At 63.2% G+C, this 22,831-nt stretch carries 30 protein-coding genes and 1 tRNA gene; 29 read left to right on the top strand and 2 right to left on the bottom strand.

Annotated features, from left to right (window positions below):
• The first annotated feature begins 1 nt into the window (after position 1).
• The 25 genes from K315_RS0104645 to K315_RS0104510 all read left to right on the top strand — a co-directional run bounded on the left by K315_RS0104645 (position 2) and on the right by K315_RS0104510 (position 18,727).
• Complete coding sequence (locus tag K315_RS0104645) at positions 2 to 286, top strand: hypothetical protein (protein ID WP_152571397.1); 285 nt, start codon at positions 2 to 4, stop codon at positions 284 to 286.
• A 2-nt stretch (positions 287 to 288) separates the two neighbouring features.
• Positions 289 to 459, top strand: coding sequence for a hypothetical protein (locus K315_RS10400; RefSeq protein WP_155804618.1), 171 nt, complete (start codon positions 289 to 291; stop codon positions 457 to 459).
• Complete coding sequence (locus tag K315_RS0104635) at positions 456 to 833, top strand: hypothetical protein (protein WP_029576396.1); 378 nt, start codon at positions 456 to 458, stop codon at positions 831 to 833. The genes K315_RS10400 and K315_RS0104635 overlap by 4 nt, the downstream gene beginning before the upstream one ends.
• A complete protein-coding gene (locus K315_RS09965; RefSeq protein ID WP_152571396.1) occupies positions 830 to 1,534 on the top strand; it encodes a hypothetical protein in 705 nt (234 codons plus the stop codon). Before K315_RS0104635 ends, K315_RS09965 begins: the two co-directional genes overlap by 4 nt.
• Before the next feature lie 97 nt (positions 1,535 to 1,631).
• Positions 1,632 to 1,982, top strand: coding sequence for an HNH endonuclease (locus K315_RS09430; RefSeq protein ID WP_238556429.1), 351 nt, complete (start codon positions 1,632 to 1,634; stop codon positions 1,980 to 1,982).
• A 189-nt stretch (positions 1,983 to 2,171) separates the two neighbouring features.
• Positions 2,172 to 2,603, top strand: coding sequence for a hypothetical protein (locus K315_RS0104620; protein ID WP_029576393.1), 432 nt, complete (start codon positions 2,172 to 2,174; stop codon positions 2,601 to 2,603).
• Positions 2,572 to 4,014 (top strand): terminase family protein, encoded by a 1,443-nt coding sequence (locus K315_RS09425; protein ID WP_033520434.1) that lies wholly within the window; start codon positions 2,572 to 2,574, stop codon positions 4,012 to 4,014. Before K315_RS0104620 ends, K315_RS09425 begins: the two co-directional genes overlap by 32 nt.
• 58 nt (positions 4,015 to 4,072) lie before the next feature.
• Positions 4,073 to 5,575 (top strand): phage portal protein, encoded by a 1,503-nt coding sequence (locus K315_RS0104595; protein ID WP_029576390.1) that lies wholly within the window; start codon positions 4,073 to 4,075, stop codon positions 5,573 to 5,575.
• An 18-nt stretch (positions 5,576 to 5,593) separates the two neighbouring features.
• On the top strand, positions 5,594 to 7,051 hold the full coding sequence (locus K315_RS0104590; RefSeq protein WP_029576389.1) for a VG15 protein: 1,458 nt from the start codon (positions 5,594 to 5,596) through the stop codon (positions 7,049 to 7,051).
• Positions 7,052 to 7,139: 88 nt separating this feature from the next.
• Positions 7,140 to 7,221, top strand: a tRNA-Tyr gene (locus K315_RS0104585).
• A gap of 225 nt (positions 7,222 to 7,446) precedes the next feature.
• Positions 7,447 to 7,959 carry a hypothetical protein gene (locus K315_RS0104580; protein WP_029576388.1) on the top strand — a complete coding sequence of 171 codons (513 nt, stop codon included), beginning with the start codon at positions 7,447 to 7,449 and terminating at the stop codon, positions 7,957 to 7,959.
• A gap of 32 nt (positions 7,960 to 7,991) precedes the next feature.
• Positions 7,992 to 8,909: a phage major capsid protein gene (locus K315_RS0104575; RefSeq protein ID WP_029576387.1), complete on the top strand. Its 918-nt coding sequence runs from the start codon at positions 7,992 to 7,994 to the stop codon at positions 8,907 to 8,909.
• Positions 8,910 to 8,919: 10 nt separating this feature from the next.
• Positions 8,920 to 9,291, top strand: a complete 372-nt coding sequence (locus tag K315_RS0104570; RefSeq protein ID WP_029576386.1) for a Gp19/Gp15/Gp42 family protein — start codon at positions 8,920 to 8,922, stop codon at positions 9,289 to 9,291.
• Complete coding sequence (locus tag K315_RS0104565) at positions 9,288 to 9,590, top strand: hypothetical protein (protein WP_029576385.1); 303 nt, start codon at positions 9,288 to 9,290, stop codon at positions 9,588 to 9,590. Before K315_RS0104570 ends, K315_RS0104565 begins: the two co-directional genes overlap by 4 nt.
• Positions 9,587 to 9,817 (top strand): hypothetical protein, encoded by a 231-nt coding sequence (locus tag K315_RS0104560; protein WP_029576384.1) that lies wholly within the window; start codon positions 9,587 to 9,589, stop codon positions 9,815 to 9,817. The genes K315_RS0104565 and K315_RS0104560 overlap by 4 nt, the downstream gene beginning before the upstream one ends.
• A 3-nt stretch (positions 9,818 to 9,820) precedes the next feature.
• A complete protein-coding gene (locus K315_RS0104555; protein WP_029576383.1) occupies positions 9,821 to 10,267 on the top strand; it encodes a hypothetical protein in 447 nt (148 codons plus the stop codon).
• A gap of 21 nt (positions 10,268 to 10,288) precedes the next feature.
• A complete protein-coding gene (locus K315_RS0104550) occupies positions 10,289 to 10,876 on the top strand; it encodes a phage tail tube protein (RefSeq protein ID WP_029576382.1) in 588 nt (195 codons plus the stop codon).
• 1 nt (position 10,877) lies between these two features.
• A complete protein-coding gene (locus K315_RS0104545; RefSeq protein WP_029576381.1) occupies positions 10,878 to 11,222 on the top strand; it encodes a hypothetical protein in 345 nt (114 codons plus the stop codon).
• Positions 11,180 to 11,620: a hypothetical protein gene (locus K315_RS09960; RefSeq protein ID WP_152571395.1), complete on the top strand. Its 441-nt coding sequence runs from the start codon at positions 11,180 to 11,182 to the stop codon at positions 11,618 to 11,620. Before K315_RS0104545 ends, K315_RS09960 begins: the two co-directional genes overlap by 43 nt.
• A 19-nt stretch (positions 11,621 to 11,639) precedes the next feature.
• Positions 11,640 to 14,507: a tape measure protein gene (locus tag K315_RS0104535; RefSeq protein WP_029576379.1), complete on the top strand. Its 2,868-nt coding sequence runs from the start codon at positions 11,640 to 11,642 to the stop codon at positions 14,505 to 14,507.
• Positions 14,504 to 15,325 carry a hypothetical protein gene (locus K315_RS0104530; RefSeq protein ID WP_029576378.1) on the top strand — a complete coding sequence of 274 codons (822 nt, stop codon included), beginning with the start codon at positions 14,504 to 14,506 and terminating at the stop codon, positions 15,323 to 15,325. Before K315_RS0104535 ends, K315_RS0104530 begins: the two co-directional genes overlap by 4 nt.
• Complete coding sequence (locus tag K315_RS09955) at positions 15,313 to 17,028, top strand: hypothetical protein (RefSeq protein ID WP_052316549.1); 1,716 nt, start codon at positions 15,313 to 15,315, stop codon at positions 17,026 to 17,028. The genes K315_RS0104530 and K315_RS09955 overlap by 13 nt, the downstream gene beginning before the upstream one ends.
• Positions 17,029 to 17,037: 9 nt before the next feature.
• The gene (locus K315_RS09950) at positions 17,038 to 17,592 is read left to right on the top strand and encodes a collagen-like domain-containing protein (protein ID WP_052316548.1); all 555 of its coding nucleotides are present in this window, start codon (positions 17,038 to 17,040) and stop codon (positions 17,590 to 17,592) included.
• Between the two features lie 31 nt (positions 17,593 to 17,623).
• Complete coding sequence (locus tag K315_RS0104515) at positions 17,624 to 18,406, top strand: hypothetical protein (protein WP_029576377.1); 783 nt, start codon at positions 17,624 to 17,626, stop codon at positions 18,404 to 18,406.
• A 78-nt stretch (positions 18,407 to 18,484) separates the two neighbouring features.
• A complete protein-coding gene (locus K315_RS0104510; protein WP_029576376.1) occupies positions 18,485 to 18,727 on the top strand; it encodes a hypothetical protein in 243 nt (80 codons plus the stop codon).
• Between the two features lie 347 nt (positions 18,728 to 19,074).
• Here the strand turns inward: K315_RS0104510 and K315_RS0104500 are convergent, their stop codons facing one another.
• Together K315_RS0104500 and K315_RS0104495 are read right to left on the bottom strand one after the other, a co-directional pair.
• A complete protein-coding gene (locus tag K315_RS0104500; RefSeq protein WP_029576374.1) occupies positions 19,075 to 19,299 on the bottom strand; it encodes a hypothetical protein in 225 nt (74 codons plus the stop codon).
• Positions 19,300 to 19,365: 66 nt separating this feature from the next.
• Positions 19,366 to 20,223, bottom strand: a complete 858-nt coding sequence (locus tag K315_RS0104495; RefSeq protein WP_029576373.1) for a tyrosine-type recombinase/integrase — start codon at positions 20,221 to 20,223, stop codon at positions 19,366 to 19,368.
• Positions 20,224 to 20,316: 93 nt separating this feature from the next.
• Between K315_RS0104495 and K315_RS0104490 the strand changes: the two genes are divergently transcribed.
• The 4 genes from K315_RS0104490 to K315_RS10395 all read left to right on the top strand — a co-directional run bounded on the left by K315_RS0104490 (position 20,317) and on the right by K315_RS10395 (position 22,345).
• Positions 20,317 to 20,628: a hypothetical protein gene (locus K315_RS0104490; protein WP_029576372.1), complete on the top strand. Its 312-nt coding sequence runs from the start codon at positions 20,317 to 20,319 to the stop codon at positions 20,626 to 20,628.
• Positions 20,629 to 20,865: 237 nt separating this feature from the next.
• Complete coding sequence (locus K315_RS0104480) at positions 20,866 to 21,660, top strand: endolysin-like domain-containing protein (protein ID WP_029576371.1); 795 nt, start codon at positions 20,866 to 20,868, stop codon at positions 21,658 to 21,660.
• A gap of 16 nt (positions 21,661 to 21,676) precedes the next feature.
• Positions 21,677 to 21,883, top strand: a complete 207-nt coding sequence (locus K315_RS0104475) for a hypothetical protein (RefSeq protein WP_029576370.1) — start codon at positions 21,677 to 21,679, stop codon at positions 21,881 to 21,883.
• Between the two features lie 159 nt (positions 21,884 to 22,042).
• Positions 22,043 to 22,345 (top strand): hypothetical protein, encoded by a 303-nt coding sequence (locus K315_RS10395; protein ID WP_155804617.1) that lies wholly within the window; start codon positions 22,043 to 22,045, stop codon positions 22,343 to 22,345.
• Positions 22,346 to 22,831: the final 486 nt, after the last annotated feature.

Below are 22,831 nucleotides of genomic sequence, written 5' to 3'. Positions count from 1 at the left end.
CATGATGGCAACGAATATCACGCAGAAAGACGCGACGTTGCGCGAACTGATGGATTGGCTCGAAGGGTTTCGGAAGAATTGCGAGCGCAACCTGGGATCGGCGCTCGCCAAGTCCGACCCTACGTTGCATGATCATGATGTCGTCGTCGGCGTTGCGGTGTTGAAGGGCGCGGTGACGGCGGTACGACGGGTGGAACAGCAGTGTGAAAGCATGCTCGGCTACACCGGCACATCGATGCCGCTCGAAGTCCAGAATCAAAGCGAAGACGCGAGGACAGGAGCCTGACAATGCTCGACGACATCCCACGCATCACCAACCCAAGGACATGCGAGTATTGCGGACGGCTCAACATCGGCGCCAACCGATGCCCGCACGCCATCAACCCCAAGCTCGATTGTCCGAACAACAAACAAGCGAACAAAGCGCTCGCCGACAGACTCAGGAGGCTCGGACGATGAGATGGAACCCGACCATGCCCACCATGCACGCCGTCACCTACGCCGACATCACCGGTCTCGGCCTCGCCAAGACCATCGACCGGCTCCGCAACCAACACCCAGCCAACACCGATGACGGCGCACGGGCAACAACGACCAAGACCACAACGAAGACCACGGCCACGGCCAAGACCACGACACATGCGCTCGCCGACGGGAAGGCCGATTGGCTCACCGCCCGGTGCGCATGGTGCGGGCGCAAGGCTGCCGACATCGGCGGCATCATCGTCACCCACAGCCCTGACGACCTGGCGGATCAGTGCGGGCTGATCGGCTGGACCTGCGCCGACGGCATGTGGCAGTGCCCGGCCTGCATGGACGGGAGGGCACGGTGAGCGACCTGCGCCGCGAGTACGCGGCCGTGCTCCACGACCTCGACCGGCAGCTCCACCGCGTCGACCTGGTCGCGTTCCGGATCATCAGGCGTGGCCGTGCCGAAGGCCGCCGGCCGAGACCGGCGTTCGCCCCTGCACTGGTCGACCTGCCCGCGCTCGACCTCGAGGACAGCGTGCAGGAGACGATCCAAGACGTGGCCGCAGGCATCGGCCTGTGGGGCGGATGGCGCACGCTCCTGCCGCGCATGGCCAACCGCATGACCGACCTGTGCGCGCGGCACGACGCTGACAGGCGGCTCGCCGACCTGCAAGGCGAGTCGCGTCGGCTGACGGCATGGCTCGGCGCGCCAAGCCAGGACAGCCGCCCGCTGATCGGCCTGTGCCCGCAATGCCATGCTCCGGTCCAACAGCTGGGGGGCGGGGTCATCTGCCCATGCGGATGGGTGTCACCAGACCCGCGTCCGGCACGGGAGACGCTCGCCGCGGCATGGCGTCGCCTGCACGTGACGCTCACCCCGGCCGACGCGAGCAGGTGGATCCGCGACAACCTCGGCGAGACCGTCCCGCGCAACACGGTCTCGACATGGCTCAAGCGAGGACAGCTCACCGGAGCCGCGCCGTTGGGCGACGGGTACTGGCGCATCCCGGTCGCGTCCATCGCCCGCCGGGTTTCGCGACACGCGGAATCCAAGCGGCAGTAGGTTGCCACCGCTATGTGGTATACTACGTAGCAGCATCATTGTAAGAACCCCGGAGGCGGCGATAATCCTCCCCGGGGTTCTGCGTCACCGGGGGAATATGATGGCATCCCACCCCAATCCACGAAGACGCAACGGCTCCCGGCGCACCAAGCTCCGCAAGAGGGTGCTCGCCGCATACGACATCTGCTGGATCTGCGGGCGCACGGTAGACAAGACACTCCCATCTGGCCACCCGTTAAGCGGCGAAGTCGACGAGGCGATACCGGTCAGCCGCGGCGGCAGCCCACTCGAATGGGACAACCTGCGGCTCGCACACAGGATATGCAACCAGCGTCGCGGCAACCACACCATCCAATGGGCGCGCGCCAACCTGCACAAGCCAAGCGGGACAAGACAGGACACGACACAGCAGGCCAGCAGCAAGACCAACAAAAGCAGCGAATGGTAAACCACGCAAGCGGCACCGGCAAGACCATCGACGTCGCGAAACCATGCGGCTCACGACACCGTGCCGCTGCCGTGGGGTGGGCGGGTCACCCCCAGTCCGCCAGCCGTGGCCCCCCCGGTCAAAGGGCCGACACCTCCCCGCGGGCGTTGAATGGAACCTGCCAGTGAATGGAACCGGAACGGAGGCGTGATGAAGTGCAGAATCTGCGGTTCCGAATTCCGCCCGACGCAGGGCGGCGGCAGGCCGCAGAAGTACTGTTCCGCGAAATGCCGCAACAAGGCGAAAGTCATGGCGCGCAAGGGCGCCAGTGCCAAGCCGGACAGTCCGAAGCCGGAACACGATAAGACTGAAGCGCCGAAGGAACTCACCAGCGTCGAATTCAAACGCATGATGGACGACAGCCTGGAGGACGTGCTCCGCACGAACCGTGACGTGCTCGCCCACGCGTTGACCGACCCGGGCACCCCGGCGAACGCTTTGGCAGCGATCAGCCGGCAGCTCATCGCCGTGACCGAGCGGCTCGACCAGCTGGAAGGCGGCGACCCGCTGCTCGACCTGACAACGGACACCGATGAAAGCGAGGAGATGGATGCCGCAGGAACAGGGGCGGAGATTATCTGAGGTCGCCCGCGTTCTCGAGAAGCCTGACGGCATGATGTCCAGCGACTTCCACCGCATCGAACTGGTCGCCAACCGTATGGACATCCACTGGGACCCGTGGCAGCGTGGTCTCCTGTGGATCCTGTTCAGCCGTGGCGAAGACGGCCGGTATGCGTGCGGCGACGGCGGATTGACGGTCAGTTCGCCACGCCAGATCGGCAAGACCTACACGATCGGCACCGCGATGTTCGTGCGCTGTATGCTCCACCCCGGCCTGAAGGTCATCTGGACGGCGCATCACACGCGCACGACCAACGAGACGTTCGACGACATGCAGGCGTTGGCCAACTCCCCGTCGGTCGCACGCCATATCGACCATGTGCGCAAGGCCAACGGGCAGCAGGAAATCGTGTTCGCCAACGGCTCGGTCATCATGTTCGGCGCGCGCGAGAAAGGCTTCGGGCGCGGCCTGCACGGCGCTGACGTCGAAGTGTTCGACGAGGCGCAGATCCTGAGCGAGAACGCGACCGCGAACATGATCCCCGCGATGAACACGTCACCGGACCCGCTGGTCGTGTTCCTCGGCAACCCACCGAAACCCGGCGACCCATGCGACGTATTCACCGGGAAACGTCGCCTCGCACTCGACCATCACCTGACCGGAGGCGCCTACATCGAACTCGCCGCCGACCACAACGCGGACAGCGACGACCATGAGGCGTGGATGCAAGCCAACCCGTCATACCCGCTCCGCACCAAAGAGCAGGCGATCCTGCGCATGCGCCAACTCCTCCAGGAAGACAGCTTCCGACGCGAAGCCCTCGGCATCTGGGACGAAACCGGTTCAGCCGGCGTCATCAGCCGCGACACATGGGACGCGACAACAATCCTCGAGCGGCCTGACGGCGGGACGACGAGTTTCGGCGTGGACATGCCGCCCGACCGCAGCGAAATCAGCATCGGCGCATGCGCACGCTACCCGGACGGCACCGCGCACGTGGAACTCGCCGAATGCCGGTCCACCCACGAACACGGCACCATGTGGGCCGTGGACTGGCTGGCCGAACGCTGGCCACACACCGCCGCAATCGTCATCGACTCACAAAGCCCCGCACTCAGCCTCCTGCCCGACCTGCGCGCCCGACACATGAAAGTCACCGTCACCGGCACACGCGAACTCGGACAAGCCACCGGCCGCATGCTCGACATGCTCACCGCCCACACCATCACCCACCTGCCAGATACCGCGCAGCCGGCGCTCGCAGACGCGGCGCTGTCGGTGACGTTGCGTGGTATCGGGAGCGGCGGGATGACCGCGTGGCAGCGTGCCGGCAGTGATGTGGACATCAGCCCGCTGGTGGCGGTGACGCTCGCCTTGCATGGCGCGTTCACGTCGAAACGGCATCCGGGACGCCGACAGACCGTCGGCTGACCAGTATTACCAACCGGCGATGTTTCATCGACGGCGGTTCGACCTTTTTGGAGAATCTATGGTTTACCAGCTTGAATGGAAAACGGACGAGGGAAAGGACTGGCTTGCCGCGCCGCTGGCCGTCGGTAACGTCCAGGCCGCCGACAGCACGGACGTGTTCGGCGACGAGGAACTGTACTGGCTGCAGGTCCTCGCCCGCGTCTGGCATGAGCATTACGCGCGCAACATCCTGCGCGGCACGTACTACGACGGCAAGGAAGTCCTGCGCAACATCTCCGGGTCCATCCCCGAATCCATGAGCAAACAGGCAGAATGCCCGGTGGACTGGCCACGCAAGGCCGTCAGCAGCCTCGCAGACAAGAGCGTGCTCGCAGGATTCAACGTCGACCCGAACATCGACGACCCCGGTGTCGCCGACCTTGCCGACCGCGTCGGCCTGATTCCGATGATGGGGCAGGCAATCACCAGCGCGTACAAGCATTCATGCAGCTTTTTGACGGTGTATCCGGATGCGGAGACCGGCGACGTGCAGATCGTCGCGCGTGCCGCGGACTGGAGTGCCGCCGTGTGGGACCGGCGCCGCAACCGCATCCGGTGCGCGTTGACCGTGACCGAGAACAATCGTCTCGGCTGTGCGACGGCGATGACCCTCTGGCTTCCTGGACGCGCGTGGGAACTCACGTCGGACGGCACCGGCTGGAGTGCCGTGTGCACGTGGCGTGACCAGGAATGCCCGGTCGTGCCGGTCGTGCCGATAGCCTACGACCGGCAGTTGGACCGGCCGTTCGGTCGTTCGCGGATCAGCCGCACACTCATGGCATTGACCGACATGGGGTTCCGCACGATGACCGAAATGGATACGGCGGCGGCGTTCTATGCGGCGCCGCGCGTCTGGTTCCTTGGTCTCGACCCGGAAGCGTTCCAGGGCAGCAAGTGGAGCCGGCTGATGACGAGTCTGAACGCGGTAAGCCGTGACGAGGACGGGCTTGTCCCGCAGATCCAGCAGCTCCAGCAGGCGAGCATGGCACCGTATTCGTCGATGCTTGAGACGATCGCGATGATGGTGTCAAGTGCGACCGACATCCCGGCCGAAGCGTTGGGCATCCGCCTGTCGAACCCGACGAGCGTCGAAGCGATCAACGCGGCGGAACAACGGTTGAGTCGCATCGCGGAACGTCAGAACCGCGAATTCACCGGCCAACTGATGCAGCTGATGCGCATCGGCGTCTACATGCAGGGCGGATACTCCCGACTGTCTGATGTGGATCTGTCCGGGATCACGCCGGTTTGGGAGCCGGTGAACGTGAGCTCGGATGCGGCGAAGGCGGACTGGCTGACGAAGGTCGGCAGCGTGGACGAGGCGGTAGCGAAGAGCGATGTCGGCCGTCGTCACCTCGGGTTGAGCGAGGCTGAGATCAAGAGCGTGAAGGCTTGGGAATCCAAGCAGCGCGCCCAGGCGAACTATGATGCGATCCGCCAGTCAATCAACCAGCCGGAAACCAGCCAGACAACGCCATCAACAGTGGACTCTGACGTTAGCGGGACGCAACAACAGCAGTAGTGACGAGAGGGGTGTGCGATGACTGACTGGTCGAATCTGAGCCTGACCGCCAAGTCACGCAAGACCCTCGAAACCGAGCTTGACGCCGCGCGCGGCGACTACCAGAAGACCATGCAAGGCCTCGACGAGTATGCGGACACGCTCGCCGGCGAACTGTTCGACTTCGACCACCCAGACAAGTCCATCGCGTTGACCGACCAGGATTCCATCATCGACGCGGCACACAACCTTGTCGAGGTCGCACAGGAGGCGGCTGACACCCGGTACGGCGTGCAACGCCAGGCATGGCAGCAGGCCGCCGGCAAGGAATTCCCGGAGTATGCGCTCCCTGACCGTGAGGATTGGACGCGCGTCATGTGGGACGTGCAGAAAGGCTTCTCGAACACCGATTACAACGGGTTGACCTACCGTCAGGTCATGGCCGGGAAGGCACGCAGCGGCGTCTCGATCATGGACTTGCTGCCGAAAACCGCCGGCATGAGTGTTGACGACATGCAGCAGGCTTACGCGGATTTCTTTCGCAGCATGGCCATACATGCGGCGCAACGCCGGCAGATGGCGAATATTGCCAATGATCCGACCCGCCCGCGGTGGGCGCGTGTCCCGCGCGGCAGTGTGACGTGCGCATTCTGCACGATGCTCGCAGGCCGTGGATTCGTGTACATGAGCGAGGAGGCGGCCGGCGGCGGGCTCGGCAATCGGTACCACAATCATTGCGACTGCGAGCCGGTCCCGTCATGGGGCGAAGCCAAACTCAGCGGGTATGATCCAGAGAAACTGGACGCCCTGTACAAGGAGGCGGTGCGGGGTCTTCCTGCCGGCGCGTCGTACAGGGAGATTCTCGCGCGTATGCGCGCGAACGGCGATGTCGCGGACTCCACGGCCGCGCAGGCGGGCTCGGGTGGCGGCGGGAAGCCCCACAAGCCGCCCAAGGCATCGGCGGCCGCCGCTTCTTCGGAGCCGGGGAAGCCGAAGGTCCCGCATTCGCCGGGCGAGTCGCGGATACTGTCGATGCGTGGTGTGTCGGGCGTGTCTGACGGGGAGTGGCTGGAACGGCAGAAAGCCGCCGGTGTCGACCCGTCGCTCGAGGTGCTGTACCCGCACGAGACCGTGTTCCTCGAACGGTTCGAGGCGTTGGGCAATCACGTCCGGTGGATACCGCGCGACACGGAGAACCAGACCGCGACGAACGACTTCGAATGGCTGGAGGCTGGTGAACTGTGCGAACTCAAGTCCATGACGAGCACGAAATACCAGCATATTGCGAAGCGAATCAGCGAATCCGCCGCCAGCGCGATGGACAACCACGGCGTAGTGAAAGACTGCTACGTGATCGACATCGGTCATGCGCGCATGTCCGACAAGCTGGCCAGCCAGTTGGTGGCCTACAACGTGCGGCATCCTGACCAGAAGACGAGAATCCGGCGTCTATTCGTCATGGACGCTGACGGGCTGCATGAGATAGGACTCAAATGAACAAGGTCCGAAGCACCCCTCCGTTTTCCGTATTTTATTTCAATACCACAGAGGACCTCGAACCTTGTTCTACCAGTATATCACGTTTGGTGGTTTGCCTGAGTGGTCGAAGGGGCCCGGCTGTAAACCGGGTGCATGATGCCGCGCTGGTCCGAATCCAGCAGCCACCACGATTGGCCGCCTTCTGGCGGCTTTTCTTTTACCAACCCCGCAGGTTCTGCGGGGTTTCGTATTTTGGCCGGAGCCAGTGCTCTACACGCGGTTGCTCTTCTCAACCCGCCACTCACCTCCACCGCGTGTCATGGTGCGATCCCATGACCGGCCACGAAACCCGGTGCCGCACGGCTGCCGGATGGGCGCCCGCACGGGCGGCAAAACAAAAGGAAGGGGCATGAATGCCTGACAACACCGACAACACCGACAACGCGCAACAGGAGGCCACACAGGCGCAGGACGCGACGCAGCAGCAGACGTTGACGCCTGATGGTGCAGGGGAGCCGCACGGCGACCCGGCACAGGATGCGACCGACTGGAAGGCGCAGGCCCGCAAGTGGGAGAAACTCGCCAAAGCCAACCATGAGAAAGCCGAACAGGCCGACCGGCTGCGTGAGAAAGCGGAGAAAGCCGACCAATTGCAAGCCCAACTGGACAAGCTGACCGCCGCCAAGCAGTGGGAGCAGACACTATCCAAGGTCAGCAAGGACACCGGCATCCCCGTTGACGTGCTCGACCTGGTCGATGCGGACAGTGAGGACAAGCTCACGGAGGCCGCGAAAACACTCCAGGCATACGCGCAGGCCGATGGCAAGCGTGCCGGTATGGGCGACCAGTCGCGGTCGCCGGAACCACGCAGGCAGTCTGATGCTGCCGCCTTCCTCGCCAGCGTCAACAAACGCGCAGGCTACTAAAACCACACCAATCCTGATAAGGAGTCAATATCATGGCAACAACCGTAGCCACCGGAGCATTGTCCCTGCCGAAGAACCTCGCGCAGGGTCTGATCGACAAGGTCGAGACGGGTTCCGCCGTCGCCGCCCTGTCCGCCAGCAAGCCGCTCATGTTCGGCGAGACGCAGGTCGTGACGTTCACGAAGCATCCGCGCGCCGAATTCGTCGAGGAAGGCGCAGCCAAGGCGCCGGCCGACGTGGAGTTCGGCACCGTGACCGCCGTCCCGCACAAGGCGCAGGTCACCGTCCGTTTCGACGAGGAGGTGCTCTGGGCCGACGAGGACCGCAAGCTCGGCGTCTACCAGGCGATCGCCGACGCGGGCGCGACCGCGTTGAGCCGCGCCCTCGACCTCGGCGTGTTCCACCGCATCAACCCCGCGACCGGCGCGGTCATGACCGGCTGGACGAACTACCTGGCCTCCACGACGAAGAACGTGACCGACACGGGTGACGCGGACGCGGACATCGAGAAGGCCATCGGCCTCGTCCTCAACGACGGCGAAGGATACGACGTGACCGGCATCGCGTTGAGCAAGCCGGAAGCGTTCAAGCTCGCGACCACGCGCGACAAGCAGGGCCACCCCCTGTATCCGGAGCTCGGATACGGTACCGCGATCAAAGCGTTCAAGGGCACGAAGGCGAGCGTCACCACGACCGTGAACGCGCCCGAAGCGGCGACCGCGACCGGCGTGGAGGCCATCGTCGGCGACTTCACCGGCGGCATCTACTGGGGCATCCAGAAGAACCTGCCGCTCGAACTCATCTCCTACGGCGACCCCGACGGGCTCGGTGATCTGAAGCGTCACAACCAGGTCGCCTACCGGCTGGAGATGCTGTACGCATGGTACGTGGACCCGAAGCGTTTCGCGCTCGTCAAGGCCGCGGCAGGCACGGACTCCACCGGCAAGTGACAGGCGGACGATGACGGGCGACACCACCGTGTTCGCCACCGTGGATGACGTGGCCACACGGTGGCGGACACTATCGGAATCCGAAACCACACGCTGTACGGCGCTGCTCGCGGACGCGAGCGACCTGATCCGCACGTCCTGCCCCAACTGGCGGACAGCCAGCGAGACGTCACTGCGACGGGTCACATGCGCCGCGGTGATCCGCGCACTCCAATCCGGCGACATGATGGGCGTCAGCCAGACCAGCCAAACCACGGGCCCGTTCAGCGAACAGGTCACCTACGCGAATCCCGGCGGAGACCTCTATCTGACCCGAGCCGAGAAGAAGACGCTGGGCGGCGTGCAACGCGTCGCCCAGTTCGACATGGCAGGCGCATCATGATGGAACAGGTCATCGTCTACAGGCCGGACGGCACACCGGATCATGGTCTCACACGCGTCGGCGCCGTCAACGCGCTCATCGCTCCGACGACACCGACATCACAGCCTGGTGCGACCAGTGAGGGACAATCCACCGGATGCACGCTCTACATCCGGTGGAACGGGAACTGGCCGGACATCCACGCGGGTGACACGCTCGGCGTGCGCGGGCACCGGTACCGTCTCCGGCGCGAACCGGTCCAATGGGTCGACGCCAACAGCACGCCGAAAGGCACCGTCATCACCCTGGAGACACCATGAGCAACACCGTGACAGTGAAAACATTCTACGGGCCATTCGGCGAACAAGTCATGCGATCAGACGCGCTCGCCGACACGATCACAGGCAAGGCGAAGACGGCTGCGCTCCCGCACGTCCACGTGTACAAGAACACGAAGGGACGAAGGCGTGGCGCGACGTTCGTCACCAGCAGCGTGAACGAGACGCGGGACGGGCTGCTGACCCGCTCCGCCGGAAGACTGAGGTAACCTATGCCATCGCTCATTGCATGCCAGACGCCGCACGGTTTGCTCGCAAACCTGAAAACGTGGCTCGAATCAAAAGAGTCAACGACGATCACCGGGAGCCTGCTGGTCGCGGTCGACGGGCATGACCCGCCCATCGCGGAACCGAACACGACGCTCCGCGCCGTGGCCATGAGCGTCGACTACCAGCAGCCGGCCACCCCGGTTTCACTGTACGCGCGGCTCATGGTCCGCTGCTATGTCGAACACCCCGACGGATCGCACAGTTTCGACGAATTGCAGGAGCTCGCCGCGAGCGTCGCGGAGAGCATCAGCCGGTATCCGGCTTCGCACGGTGACGTGGTCACCGCCGGCGTGGACACCGGGGCGAGTATCCAGTTCGACGGCGGCCGCGTATACGCGTACATGACGCTTCTGCTGACCGTCCCGACAACGGCAAGCACATACATCTGACAAGAAGATTAGGAGATTACCATGGCTGACACCGGAACATCCGGAACCACCACATTGCAGGACACGATCGCGGCATCGCATAATTCGGCGAACGTCCGTCTTATCAAGGATTATGCAGTCTGGCTGCTGCCTGACGCGACAGGCCTGCCGACGTCCACGGCGTGGACCCCGCCGAGCGGGGTGAAACCGGTCGGCTGGAACACCGACGACGGCGCGGAACTCGCGTTCAGCGCTGGAGACAATACCGACATTAAAGGGCATACCGGTTCCGTCGTCCTGTCGGTCGGCGCACCGGGCAACTACACGCTGAAGATCCCGGCTTTGGAAATGACCAAGACGGTCGCGCAAGCCTATTTCGGCGTGACCGTCGGGGCGGACGGCGCGATCCATTCTGCCGGGAACCCGACCGGCAAATACCAGGTCGTGCTCGCCGGTATCGACCAAGCCGATCGCCCGGTCATCATCGTGCTCCGCGACGCGACCATCACCGACCGCGACAGCATCACGATCAGCGCCGGCAGCAGCATGACCATGACGATGACGTTCACCGCCCACACCGCGTCCGACGGCAAGCAGTTCGACGCCTACGGCCTGACAGTGGAGGCGTGAAATGGCGGAACCTGATTACAAGCCGGTAGAGATCCAGCTTGACGACACACCCGACCTGCCCGACGTGCATCTCGACGTGCTCGGCATGAAGCTCGACCTGCCGAACCTGAACAGCGCCGAACTGCCGCTCGAGGTCGTGCAGGCGGTTTTGCTCATCAAGAGCAAGACCGTGCTTGATGACACGACCGCGTTCCAAGCAACATCCGTGTTCCTCGCATATTTCGAGCATGAACGCCCGAACTTCTGGGCAAAACTCAAAACGACCGACCGGCCTATCGCGTGGATCAACGCGACGGTCAAGGCGTGGGCGGAGCAGTCAGGCATCGACCCAAAATCAGTGTCCTGATCGGCCTATGGGCAGGGCACCGCGAGGAGCTCACAGCTGACTGGCTGCGCGTCTGGGGCGTCACGTGGCGCCCCACCACGCTGCCAGTCATGCTTGCCGGGCAGCGCGGAAACTTCGGTGTCGGCGCCGCATGGCGCATGACGCGCGTCATATTGCGGCACAAGGATTCGGACTGTTGGCTCGCCCTGTCCGGAGCATGGTACGCGCCATCAGGCTCCGAAGAGACCATGTGGATGCAGGCCGCAGCAGATGAACGGATAACCGGACACAGCCGCAATTGGCGCCCATGGCTCGACTCGACGGGAGACCCGTTCGCACCACCCGTGGACGCCGTCCGGATTGACCGCGAACGTGCGGAAAACCGCGCGAAAGTCAGGGAACTGTTCCACTTCGAATAACCGAAAAGAGATGTAGTCTATGGCCGGAGCACAATCAGTCGGCGTCGTCTACTACCGCGTGGAACCGTCGGCGAAGGACTGGAACCAGAAACTCAACAGCCAGATCTCAGACGGTTCCGCACAGGTCGGCACGACGCAGGGCGAGAAGGCCGGCAAGGGATTCGGCACGGGATTCCTCAAAAACGCCGCATCAGGATTGGCCAAGGTCGGCAAGGCCGGGCTCGGCGTCATCACCGGCATCGGCACCGCGGTCGCCGGGCTCGCCGCCAAGGGCGGCATCAGCCGCGCATTGAACATCGAGAACGCGCAGACCAAGCTCAAAGGACTCGGACATTCGACCGAGGACATCACCGAACTGATGAACGACGCGATGGCGTCGGTCAAGGGCACGGCGTTCGGACTGGACGAGGCCGCGACCATCGCCGCTTCACTCAGCGCGTCAGGCATCAAGTCCGGGCAGGACATGACCAACACGTTGAAGACCGTGGCCGACACGGCCACCATCGCCGGCATGTCGATGACCGACGCGGGCGCGATCTTCGGCTCGGTCGCCGCCCGCGGCAAACTCCAGGGCGACGACATGCTACAGCTCACGTCGCGTGGTGTCCCGGTCCTGCAAGCCCTGTCTGACCAGCTCCACGTCAGCACGGCAGACGTGTCCGACATGGTCAGCAAAGGCAAGATTGATTTCGCAACGTTCAGCGCCGCCATGAACAATTATCTTGGCGGCGCGGCGCTCGCATCGGGCAGCACGTTCCAGGGGGCGATGGCTAACTGCAAGGCCGCCCTCTCGCGTCTTGGCGCTGCTGCCGCGACGCCGGCCCTGCAAAGCCTGAAAAGCGTTTTCACCGCGCTCACCCCGGTCATCGATGATGTCAGCAAAGCATTGACACCGGCTGTCGACGCGTTCACCGCCCGCCTCACCCCAGCAACCAAGACCGTGACCGATATGCTCGCCACGTTCGACAAGAATCTGGAAGCCGGGAAAATCAGCATTGCCGACCTCGCCACACAGGCGGCCACGCTGACCGGCGCGTTCGCCGCGCTGGCAGTGTCAGGCAAGGCCGTGCCGGCGGCGTTAAGCGGAATCGGCAGTATCAGCTCCATCATCGACGGCATCTCATTCGATGGGATCGCGTCCAAGGCCGGGACCGTGAAGACCATGCTCTCCGGCATGTTCGACCCGGAGCGAATCACGTTCGACGCCCAGCTGACAGCGTCCGGACTGTCCAAGGCCGGTGAGTCGATAGGCGGCGTGCTCAAGCAGATCGGCGACGAGTTCACGCAAACAGGCATCGGGCAGAAAATCGCTGGTTTGAACACGTCGATCACGTCTGGCGTCAAGAGCATGGCCTCAAAAGTGTCCGATGGGTTGTTCGGCGTCGCCGTGGACGTCGCCGTTTTCGGCGCTTCGATGAAAGAGCGTGCAGCCGGCGTGCTCGGTCAGGTCGCTACCACGTTCCAGTCCAATCCTGTCATTGCCGCTGTCGGCGGATTCGGTTCGAAAATCCTTGCGAAATTCAATGGCATCGGAGGCATGCTTGCGCAGGCGGCTCCGGGTGTCGCGACAGGTGTTTCCGCTGCGGTCAGTGGAATCGGCGACACAGTGTCGGCGGTATTCGGACCGATAGCGGACAAGTCCATTGGAATCTTCCGGACGATGTTCGCGCCCGGCCGTTTCATAGCCGTTCTCGGTATCGGCGGGATTGCCGCCGGGCTGATCGCGGCGCTCGGAGCGGTCAACGCGAGCATGGACGGGCAGGTTTCGGTCATGATCACCACGTTCCTGGCTGGCCTGCCCACGAAGCTCGCCGGATTGATGCAAATCGTCCAGACGCAAGTCCCGGTATGGTTGGCCGCCGGCACGCAGATGATCATGGCTTTGCTGAACGGTATCGACGCGAATCTGCCGATGCTGCTCGGTCTCGGCCAAATGGCGATCACGACGCTCGTGTCCGGACTGGCGGCGAACGCCCCACAGCTCATGCTCGGCGCGACCACACTGATCTTGGACTTGGTGCAAGGCATCGTTGACAATCTGCCGCAGCTGATTAGTGCTGGACTACAGCTGATTACGGCTCTGGGTCAGGGGTTGATTCAGGCAATCCCCGTGATTGTCGCCGCGCTACCACAGATCATTACGAGCCTCGTGCTTGGTCTTATCGCCGCATTGCCGCAGATGTTGACGACGGCCGCACAGCTGATTACCGGACTGGCCCAAGGGCTGATTGCCGCAATCCCGCGGCTTATCGCCGCTTTGCCGCAGATTATCGTCTCGCTGGTCAACGGGCTGGTATCCAACTTGCCGCAGATCATCACGGCCGGACTCATGCTTATGGCTGCGCTGCCGCTCGGGTTCCTGAGAGCACTCCCACAGATTATCGCGAGCATCCCGCAGATCGTCAACTCCATCAAGAGCGCGTTCACGAAGACCGACTGGATATCCGTCGGGAAGAACATCATCAACGGCATCAAGGACGGCATCGTGAAATTCGCGAAGAATATCGGAGACGCCGCGAAGAACGCCGCCAAGGACGCGCTCGACGCGGTCAAGGGCATGCTCGGCATCCATTCCCCGTCGCGTGTGTTCCGCGACGAGGTCGGCGTGATGGTCGGACGTGGCATGGCATTGGGCATCGACGATTCCGCGCATGTGGTCAGCCGTTCCATGGATTCGCTCGTCTCCACGATGAACCTCGACAACACGGACTGGCCGAAGACCGGCAGGCTGAACGTCACCACGGACACGTCATCGGATTCCGACAGGCTCTTGGAAAACATCGTCGGCAGGATGGATGCATTGATCGGAACCGTCGAAGAAGCATTGTCCGATGATCGACCGTTCACCCAACGTGACTTCGCGAGACTCGTAAGGAGCGTGGCATGAGGACTCTGAGCTACGTGTGCGGCACTAACGGCGAATCCATCGGGTTCGAGGGTCCCGTGTACGGGGAGACCATGCCGGCACTGCGTGGGCGCGCATGGTCGTACACGACCGGCCTTCTGAATCTGACCGGGGTGACACGCGGAACGCGCGAGCTCACGGTAACCGTCAAGGTCACGGATCTGGCGGAACTCGACCGGATGCGCCTGCTCATGGACGCGGACATGGCCAACGGAACTCCCGGCACGCTGGTCGCGGACGATGAATGGCAGGCGTCGGCGTACGTGACGAAGAGCGAGCCGCAGACCATCACGCCCCTGTACGTTTCGACCACACTGACTGTCGTCCTGTTGGATGGCGTGTGGCGGCGCGAATCGACCACGCAGTACAATCCGTCGACGCTCGCATCCTACACGGACCTCGATTACCCGTACGATTACGGGCACGACTGGTCACCGAGCCTGCTCGCCGACACCGCTTCGAACCCGGCGCTCTCGCCGATGCCGTGCCGGCTCACCGTCTACGGTCCGGCCACGGCCCCTGAGATCACGATTGGCGACAACGTGTACGCGGTGGACTGCGAGGTGCCATCCGGCGCGTATCTCGTCATCGACGGATTGAACCGCACCATCCGCCTGACCGTGAACAACGGCGACCTGGTCGACCATTTCCCGGACGGGCGCCGCGGAAGCGGGCTGGGCGGCGGCGAGTACTGCTTCCAGCCTTTGCCGGCTGGCAAGTCCGATGTTTCGTGGGTCGGCGGGTTCGGGTTCGACCTGACCGTGATCGAGGAGAGGGGTGAGCCGCCATGGTCGACCTGATAGCCACCGACGCCAACCATCGGGACCTGCGCGCCATCCGCGACTGCACCCTCGACCTCGCGTTCGGTTCGGATGAGAACGACTTCCAGCTGACCGTGCACGAACCGGACGTCAGTTTGGAGGCGGGTGCGTTCGTATACGTGGATGGCACCGAGTACGGAGGCGTCATCGACTCGACCGGCGGCAGTCTCGATGACAGCGTCCACACGATCACCTGGGAGGGGCGCACGTGGCACGGGCTGCTCGCCAGTCGTATCATCCAACCCGACTCCGGGCAGGATCACTGGACGGTGAGCGGGGACGCGACCGACTGCATCCAGCATGTCATCGACCATATCGGACTGGGTGAGGTGATGACCACGAGCCCGGCGCAGGCGAGCGGGCTCACCGTATCCTCCTTCCGGTTCGACCGATATACCGACGCATACACCGGAATCCTGAAGATGCTCGAATCGTGCGGCGGCAAGCTGTGCATGGCTTACGATTCCGGCATGCTCCGCCTGTCCGCACTGCCCGTCTCCACCTATGGGGGCGTGGACAGCGACCTGATCGACTACTCGTACGACCGTGACTGGCATCCCGTCAACCACCTGATCTGCCTCGGCACCGGCGAAGGAAAGGATAGAACCGTCGTCCACCTGTACGCCGACACGGAGGGCGCGGTGTCCGAAACACAATCAATCACCGGCTTGGACGAGGTGCAGGCCGTCTTCGATTATTCGAACGCCGACCGAGCCGAACTATTGGAGAAAGGCAGGGAGAAGCTTGATGCCCTGCAGGCGCATGGCGGCGTGGACGTGCGGATCCATGACGGTCTCGACCTCGACATCGGCGATGTCGTCGCCAGCCATGACCGTCTGTCCGGCATCGACGTGACCGCCAAGGTCACCAAGAAGATCGTCAAGCTCGCGCGCGGCGTGCTCACGGTGTCCTACGAATGCGGCACCGCCGGCGCTTCCAAGACCTCGTTGACCGGGACAGCGGAGAGCATGGCCGGAGGCCACCCCTACTACGCCGGCGAAGGCCTACGATTGACCGACTGGACGTTCAGCTCGGACGTGACCCGGAAGGACATCGATAATCTAAGCGAGCTGACCGCGGAGACGAACACGACAGCCAGCAACGCCATGCAAACCGCGCAAAACGTGCGCGCCGACATCAACGCGGCGAGCCTGACCATCGGCACCGTATCGACCGGCCGGCCGGGCTCGCAAGCGTCCGCCAGCCTATCGGGCAGCGGACTGCAACATACGCTGAACCTGACCACCCCACAAGGCGCGCAGGGCGAGCAAGGACCCCAGGGCGACAAGGGCGACACCGGCCCGACCGGCCCCCAAGGACCGCAGGGACCGACCGGCCCCGAGGGACTGCGCGGCGAGACCGGATCCCAAGGCCCGAAAGGCGACACCGGACCCCAAGGCCCGCAAGGCCCGAAAGGAGAGAAAGGCGATAGAGGCGAAACCGGACCCGCAGGCGCCGACGGCGTACAGGGCGCTCGCGGCCCGCAGGGCGTCCAAGGCCCGAAGGGCGATAAGGGTGATCCAGGCGATAGCGGCGTGACCACTCCGGTATCGGGCTTCTTCACCATGTCGGTCGATTCATCCGGCGACCTGTGGGCGTATTACGCGGACGGCGGTTCGCCGCCACCGTTCTCGTACGACTCCTCGACCGGGAATCTTTACTACGACGTACCGGAAAGCTAAGGAGACGGAATGTCGAGGATACTCATAGGCAACATCAAGGGCCCGAAGGGCGATACCGGGGCCACCGGTCCGCAGGGTCCGGCTGGCTCCCAAGGGCCGACCGGACCGGCAGGGCAGAAAGGTCCGATCGGCCCGGCCGGGGCGCGCGGCACCCGTATTTACGCGTCTACGTATAATGCGCCAGCGAACAGTACTAGTTGTTGGTGGAGCGATTTGAAGCCCGCCCCGAGTACGGCTGACCCGCCTGTTGTGGGTGATTTCGTGTTGACGGTCGCGGGTAATCTCATGCCGATTACGAGCGCGTCGGTGAACGCGTCGGTGAACGGCGGCGGCACGTATGATGTCGGCGCTATTCTCGCCACGCTCAAAGGCGATAAGGGAGACACCGGGCCGCAGGGCCCCGCCGGCTCGGTGAGCGCGTCGCAGATCTTCCTTGCAGCGCATCCGGTCGGCTCGATCTTCGAATGGAACAAAAACAGCAATCCCGGCACCACGTACGGGGGTACGTGGCAGGAGGCGGGCCGCGGCATAGACAGCGCCTACCGTTGGCTGCGCACCGCATAGCGAACGAAGCAAAGTGAAAGGAAACATCGTCATGGCAAGCGAACTCATCACCGGATTTGCCGGGGCACCCCACGTCGGCAGCGACGACATGGGAGCGTTCCAGTCGGGCATCCTCGGAGTCGGAAGCTACGTGCTGCAGACCGGCGAGCAACTGAAGGCCACGGTCGCGTCGGCGAACAAGGTCACGATCGGCACCGGCGACCTGGTCATGAATGGGAGACACGTGCGCATGGCCTCCTCCACCGACCTGACCATCCAGAACGGCACGCAGGGACAGAATCGCAACGACCTGATCGTCTGCCGATACCAGAAGGCGTCGGACGGCAAGGAGACCGCGACCCTGGTCGTCGTCAATGGCACCGCAACAACCGGCACCCCGGCGGACCCGTCCTACAACAAAACCAGCATCCTGGACGGCGCCACCACCAGCGACATGCCCCTCTACCGCATCCCCATCACCAACCTGTCCGTCGGCACGCCAGTCAAACTCTTCGACATCCTGACACCATTGAAGACCGTTGGGGATTCCGTAACCCAGATGCCCATAGTGAGGTTTGGTAGTACTCATAATTCCACCAATGATGACGGCGTGATTCATATTCAGATCGATAATCCGACGGGCCGACGCCCGGACGCCGCCTTCGTGGACCTCACGCCGTCCATCGATGATTTCCCAGGACGCATCTACGACCTCATCGTGTTCCAATGGGATGTCGCATACATCAACGTCCGGGTGCGACGCACGGACACCAACGCGTGGGCCGGACGCGGACAGGGACTCAACGTCTCCTGGATGTGCTTGTGGAGCCGGTAGCTTTCCGTAACCCTTACGGGGCCGATCACAGTCATCACGTCAACATACGGGACGGTAACAGGCGTCAGGGCCGGACGTATGATCGAGCTCTACTTCGACTGGAAATCGGCGTCCACCGACTCATGGGCAACCGGCTACTTCGGCACGCTGCCCGAAGGCTGGAGGCCACTCATGCAGGCCGTGTGCCCGTGGCACGGACGAGACGGATCCTCTCAGAGGCGAATCGTCGTGGAGCCCTTCGGTGCGATGTATTACACCAACGTGGGCGGCGCGCAGAACCCCGATCGCTTCACCGGCACCATCCACTTCATCGCATCCTAGCCGGCGGACACGGTCACTTGAACGTCATCAGGGACCGGGCGCAGCAGTATGAAACGCTACCGCCAAAACGCCGCCCAGCAGCAAGCGATGGTTTGGGACGAACCAAGCCAAACGCCTGTGCTTGTTGCGAAAAAGCGAATCTGTATGGCCTTCTCGGTTTTGCTCCATACCAGAGGCTGCCACCTCATTAATTGGTCAGCCGCCGTGGCCGCGTCATCGACAAACCGTGACACGATCACTGAATCCGGAGCACGGCCGTGATCCTGCCCGAAATAGCAGGCAAGGATGCCGAGATCGTTGAGTTTGCCGATGTACGTCCCGCACTCCATCATCTGGGTTACGGAAAGCTACCGGCTCCACAAGCACATCCAGGAGACGTTGAGTCCCTGTCCGCGTCCGGCCCACGCGTTGGTGTCCGTGCGTCGCACCCGGACGTTGATGTATGCGACATCCCATTGGAACACGATGAGGTCGTAGATGCGTCCTGGGAAATCATCGATGGACGGCGTGAGGTCCACGAAGGCGGCGTCCGGGCGTCGGCCCGTCGGATTATCGATCTGAATATGAATCACGCCGTCATCATTGGTGGAATTATGAGTACTACCAAACCTCACTATGGGCATCTGGGTTACGGAATGCTACGCCATGATGCTGTGTTCCCATGCTCGTTGTGCCTCCTTGAGCACGTTGAGGTCGGGACGCAGATAGTAGCGTGCGGTGGTCTCGATCGAGCTGTGGCCGAGCGCTCGACTGACCACGGCGACATCGACGCCCGCCGCCAGTGCGGTGGTGGCCCAGCTGTGGCGCAGGTTACGCCGCGGCACGCACGGCAGTCCATGCCGTCGGCACCAGGCGCGGTAGCGCCGGTCGACCTGCCCGGGATTGAGTCCGCCGGTCAGACGTCCTTTGCCTTTGATTTGGCGCAATCGCAGGATGGCGAACCGGGGGAGCACGACCGTGCGTCGGCTCAGCTCGGTCTTCGGTTCGACCACCAACTCGTGCCCGTTGACCCATTGGACACCGCGCCGGATGCGCACGTGCCCGCTCCTGAGGTCGATGTCATCCCATTCCAGGCCGAGCGCCTCCTCGGTCCTCAGCCCTAGGCATGCTCCGCAGATCAGCCACGCCTCCAATTCGTGGCCCCAGAATCCGCGCAGCAGGGTGCGCAGTTGCCCGGTGTCGAGGGTCGGTGGCTGGTAGTCTCCGCATCTGGGCGGCGTGACCCGGCGTGTGATATCCGTGTCGAGCAGTCCCCACTTGATGGCCTTGCGCAGCATGGCGCGCAGCACGCTCCATGCCTTACGTGCGGCTCCGCGCGATGGGATACGGGCGAGCCATGATTCGACGGTCTCCACGTCGATGTCTTCCATGTCGGTGTGGCCGAGCGCGGGCATGATGTGCCGTCGCCATGCGGATTCATAGCCGATTCTGGTGCATTCGCGCAGACATTCGATGCCTGGCAGCCAGTGATCGTCGTGGAACTCGGAAAGCAGCATTTTTACCTCGTTTCGATTCATAAAACCCACACGCCAGCGCGGCTTTGTTCGGACGCTCCATCGTGTGGGTTTTTCCAGTGGAAAGGCCATCGTATGACCCCGATCGTACAGTCGGTCATCATCTGGATCATCACCGGGCTCTTGGGGGCCGCCGTGGGTGCGGCGGTCTCGTGGTGGCGCGGTAGCCGCCGCCATGACAGGGCGCTTGAAGCGGGAGTGCGTGAGCTCTTGTTGTGCATGCTGGAACAATTGCGCGCGCAGATGGTCGCCGCTGACGGTGTCGCGGACGAGGATCTCAAGTCGCGCAGCCAGCGTATCTACGACGCCTACCACGGTCTTGACGGCAACGGGCACGGCACCGCGATCAACGACGACATCCAGCACGCTCCCATCAGACCACGCTGACTGGGACGCGTATCAGATTTGGCCACGGCATCCGGCTGTGGCCTTTTCCATAACCAGTGGAAAGGGAGGCCGCCTATTCGCGCCGGTTGAAGACCGGCGACTGGGATTACACACGCCAACCAAAGGAGAACCAATGACAGACACAACCACGGAACCGGCGCAGGGCGACAGCCTGCCGCCAGACGATATCAAGCCGGTCACGCTCGAACAAAGCGTCGAAGACATCGAAGGGAGGCGATGAACATGACGGGAAGCGTGCAGACTTTGGTGAATCGCATGACCTACTGGTGCGCGGTCGCATACCTCGGTTACGACCAGTCGCGGCGGTGGGATATCCGTTCTGGCGGATCATGCGACTGCTCCAGTCTCGTGATCCACGCGCTCAGGGAGGCCGGATTCGACACCGGCACCGCCACCTACACGGGCAACCTGTCCGCGAATCTGACGGCGCGCGGCTGGAGGCGCCTGCCCGCAGACGGGCATCCGCAGGTCGGGGACATCCTCCTCAACGACGTGCATCACGTGGCCGTCTACGTGGGCGGTGGCCGTCTCGCCCAAGCGTCGATTGACGAGCGTGGCCGCGCGTCCGGCGGCCGTCCGGGCGACCAGACCGGCCACGAAACCAACATCTCGCCGTATTATTCGTACCCTTGGAACTGCTACCTCCGCTATACATCGACTTCCGCGCCGGCACCGTCCGGCAAGCTGGCCGCGGACGGTCTCGCGGGCCGTGCGACCATCAGCCGCTGGCAGGAGATCATGGGCACGCCGGTCGACGGTGTGGTCAGCGGGCAGGTCATCCCCGACGGCCGCACCTACGGCCGCCCCAACCTCCTCAGCGTGACCTACGGCGGCCAAGGCAGTGCGCTGATCCGCGCGGTCCAGCGCGCGGTCGGCGCGAACCCGGACGGCCTGTACGGGCCGGACTCGATCCGCCGTACACAGATCCGACTGGGCGTCACCCCCGACTGCTGGTTCGGCCCCGCCACGGCGCGCGCATTGCAAAACACCCTCAACAACGGCAGATTCTAAGAGCTAAGGAGCAAGCATGGAAGACGAGTCAACCGGGTACCGCCCGGTGTTCAATGACACGGTCCGCACGATCATCTACGTGGCCGGCTTGGTCGCGTCGGTGGTCGGCCTCGCGTTCATGATGTTCGGCGACGCGCAGGTCGGCGGCTTCATCTCGACCGCGGCCGGCTTCCTCGCCAGCGGCTTCGGTGTCGCCTACAACCCCATCCGCATGAATTCATGAGCCGAACGTCACGAGAAAACAGCGAATCTGCAAGAAATTGACGCAAACCACTGTTTTCACGACACATTCGCCTAACGAAACGCCCCGCACCCTCATGATTGAGGAGTGCGGGGCGTTTTCGCGTTGTTACGTGGTCTTGCGTGGCCTACGGCGGTGCGAGTGCTCTTGCAAAACGCAAGCCGCCACATCCGTGACATGTGTTGTATCATCTATGCAACAAAACAAAAAGAGTGCCCGATGTGTGCCCTTGCCGAGCATACAGCGCCGGAACCGTTGCGAACACTGGGTTTTGAAAAGGCGCGTCGAATTCAAGTTCAACGTGTCCAAGTAACCGCCCACACCCCGCCAAAACGGCGCGATTCCAACGATTCCACCCTGCGAAACGTTGCAATCGCGCCGTTTTTGAATGCACCGGAACAGGCCGTTCCTGACACGTTCCAGGCGGTTGTCGCCATCGAATGAGTGCGTTTAGAGTGCACTTTCGAGGGCGCTCGCCGGCGCAGTCGGGCGCGACAGGTCCGGTACGTGGAACTTCTGACGGAAACGTCACAATGGCGGCAAACTCCCGGGACTTTTGGCGGGAATGGCGCCAATGGCGGTAATCTCCCGGGAATTTATGGACGAAGACGGGGTTTCGCGCTGATGCGACAATGAAAACGTTGAAATACCAACATGCTCGAAATCAGACCCCTGGGAGTTTACGCGTCAAACTGCATATAACGAGAGAAGTCCAACGCTGGGCGATGACGTCCGTTGATGATGACGTTCGTTAACGATGACGTTCGTTGACGATGACGTCCGTTAGCCATGATGACCTTCTCGATTAGTGGACAAGCATGTTCTGCGCGCGGGCCGCAGGGCATGACGGTGGCCAGTGCGACCCAGCTCATTACTGCGCTGCAGAAAGATCGGCTGACGCAATCGTCGATTGTCATCGCAGCTGGTCTC

It is taken from the genome of Bifidobacterium thermacidophilum subsp. thermacidophilum DSM 15837 (assembly GCF_000426425.1).
Classification (GTDB): domain Bacteria; phylum Actinomycetota; class Actinomycetes; order Actinomycetales; family Bifidobacteriaceae; genus Bifidobacterium; species Bifidobacterium thermacidophilum.
This window is presented reverse-complemented; position numbering and strand designations above follow the sequence as displayed.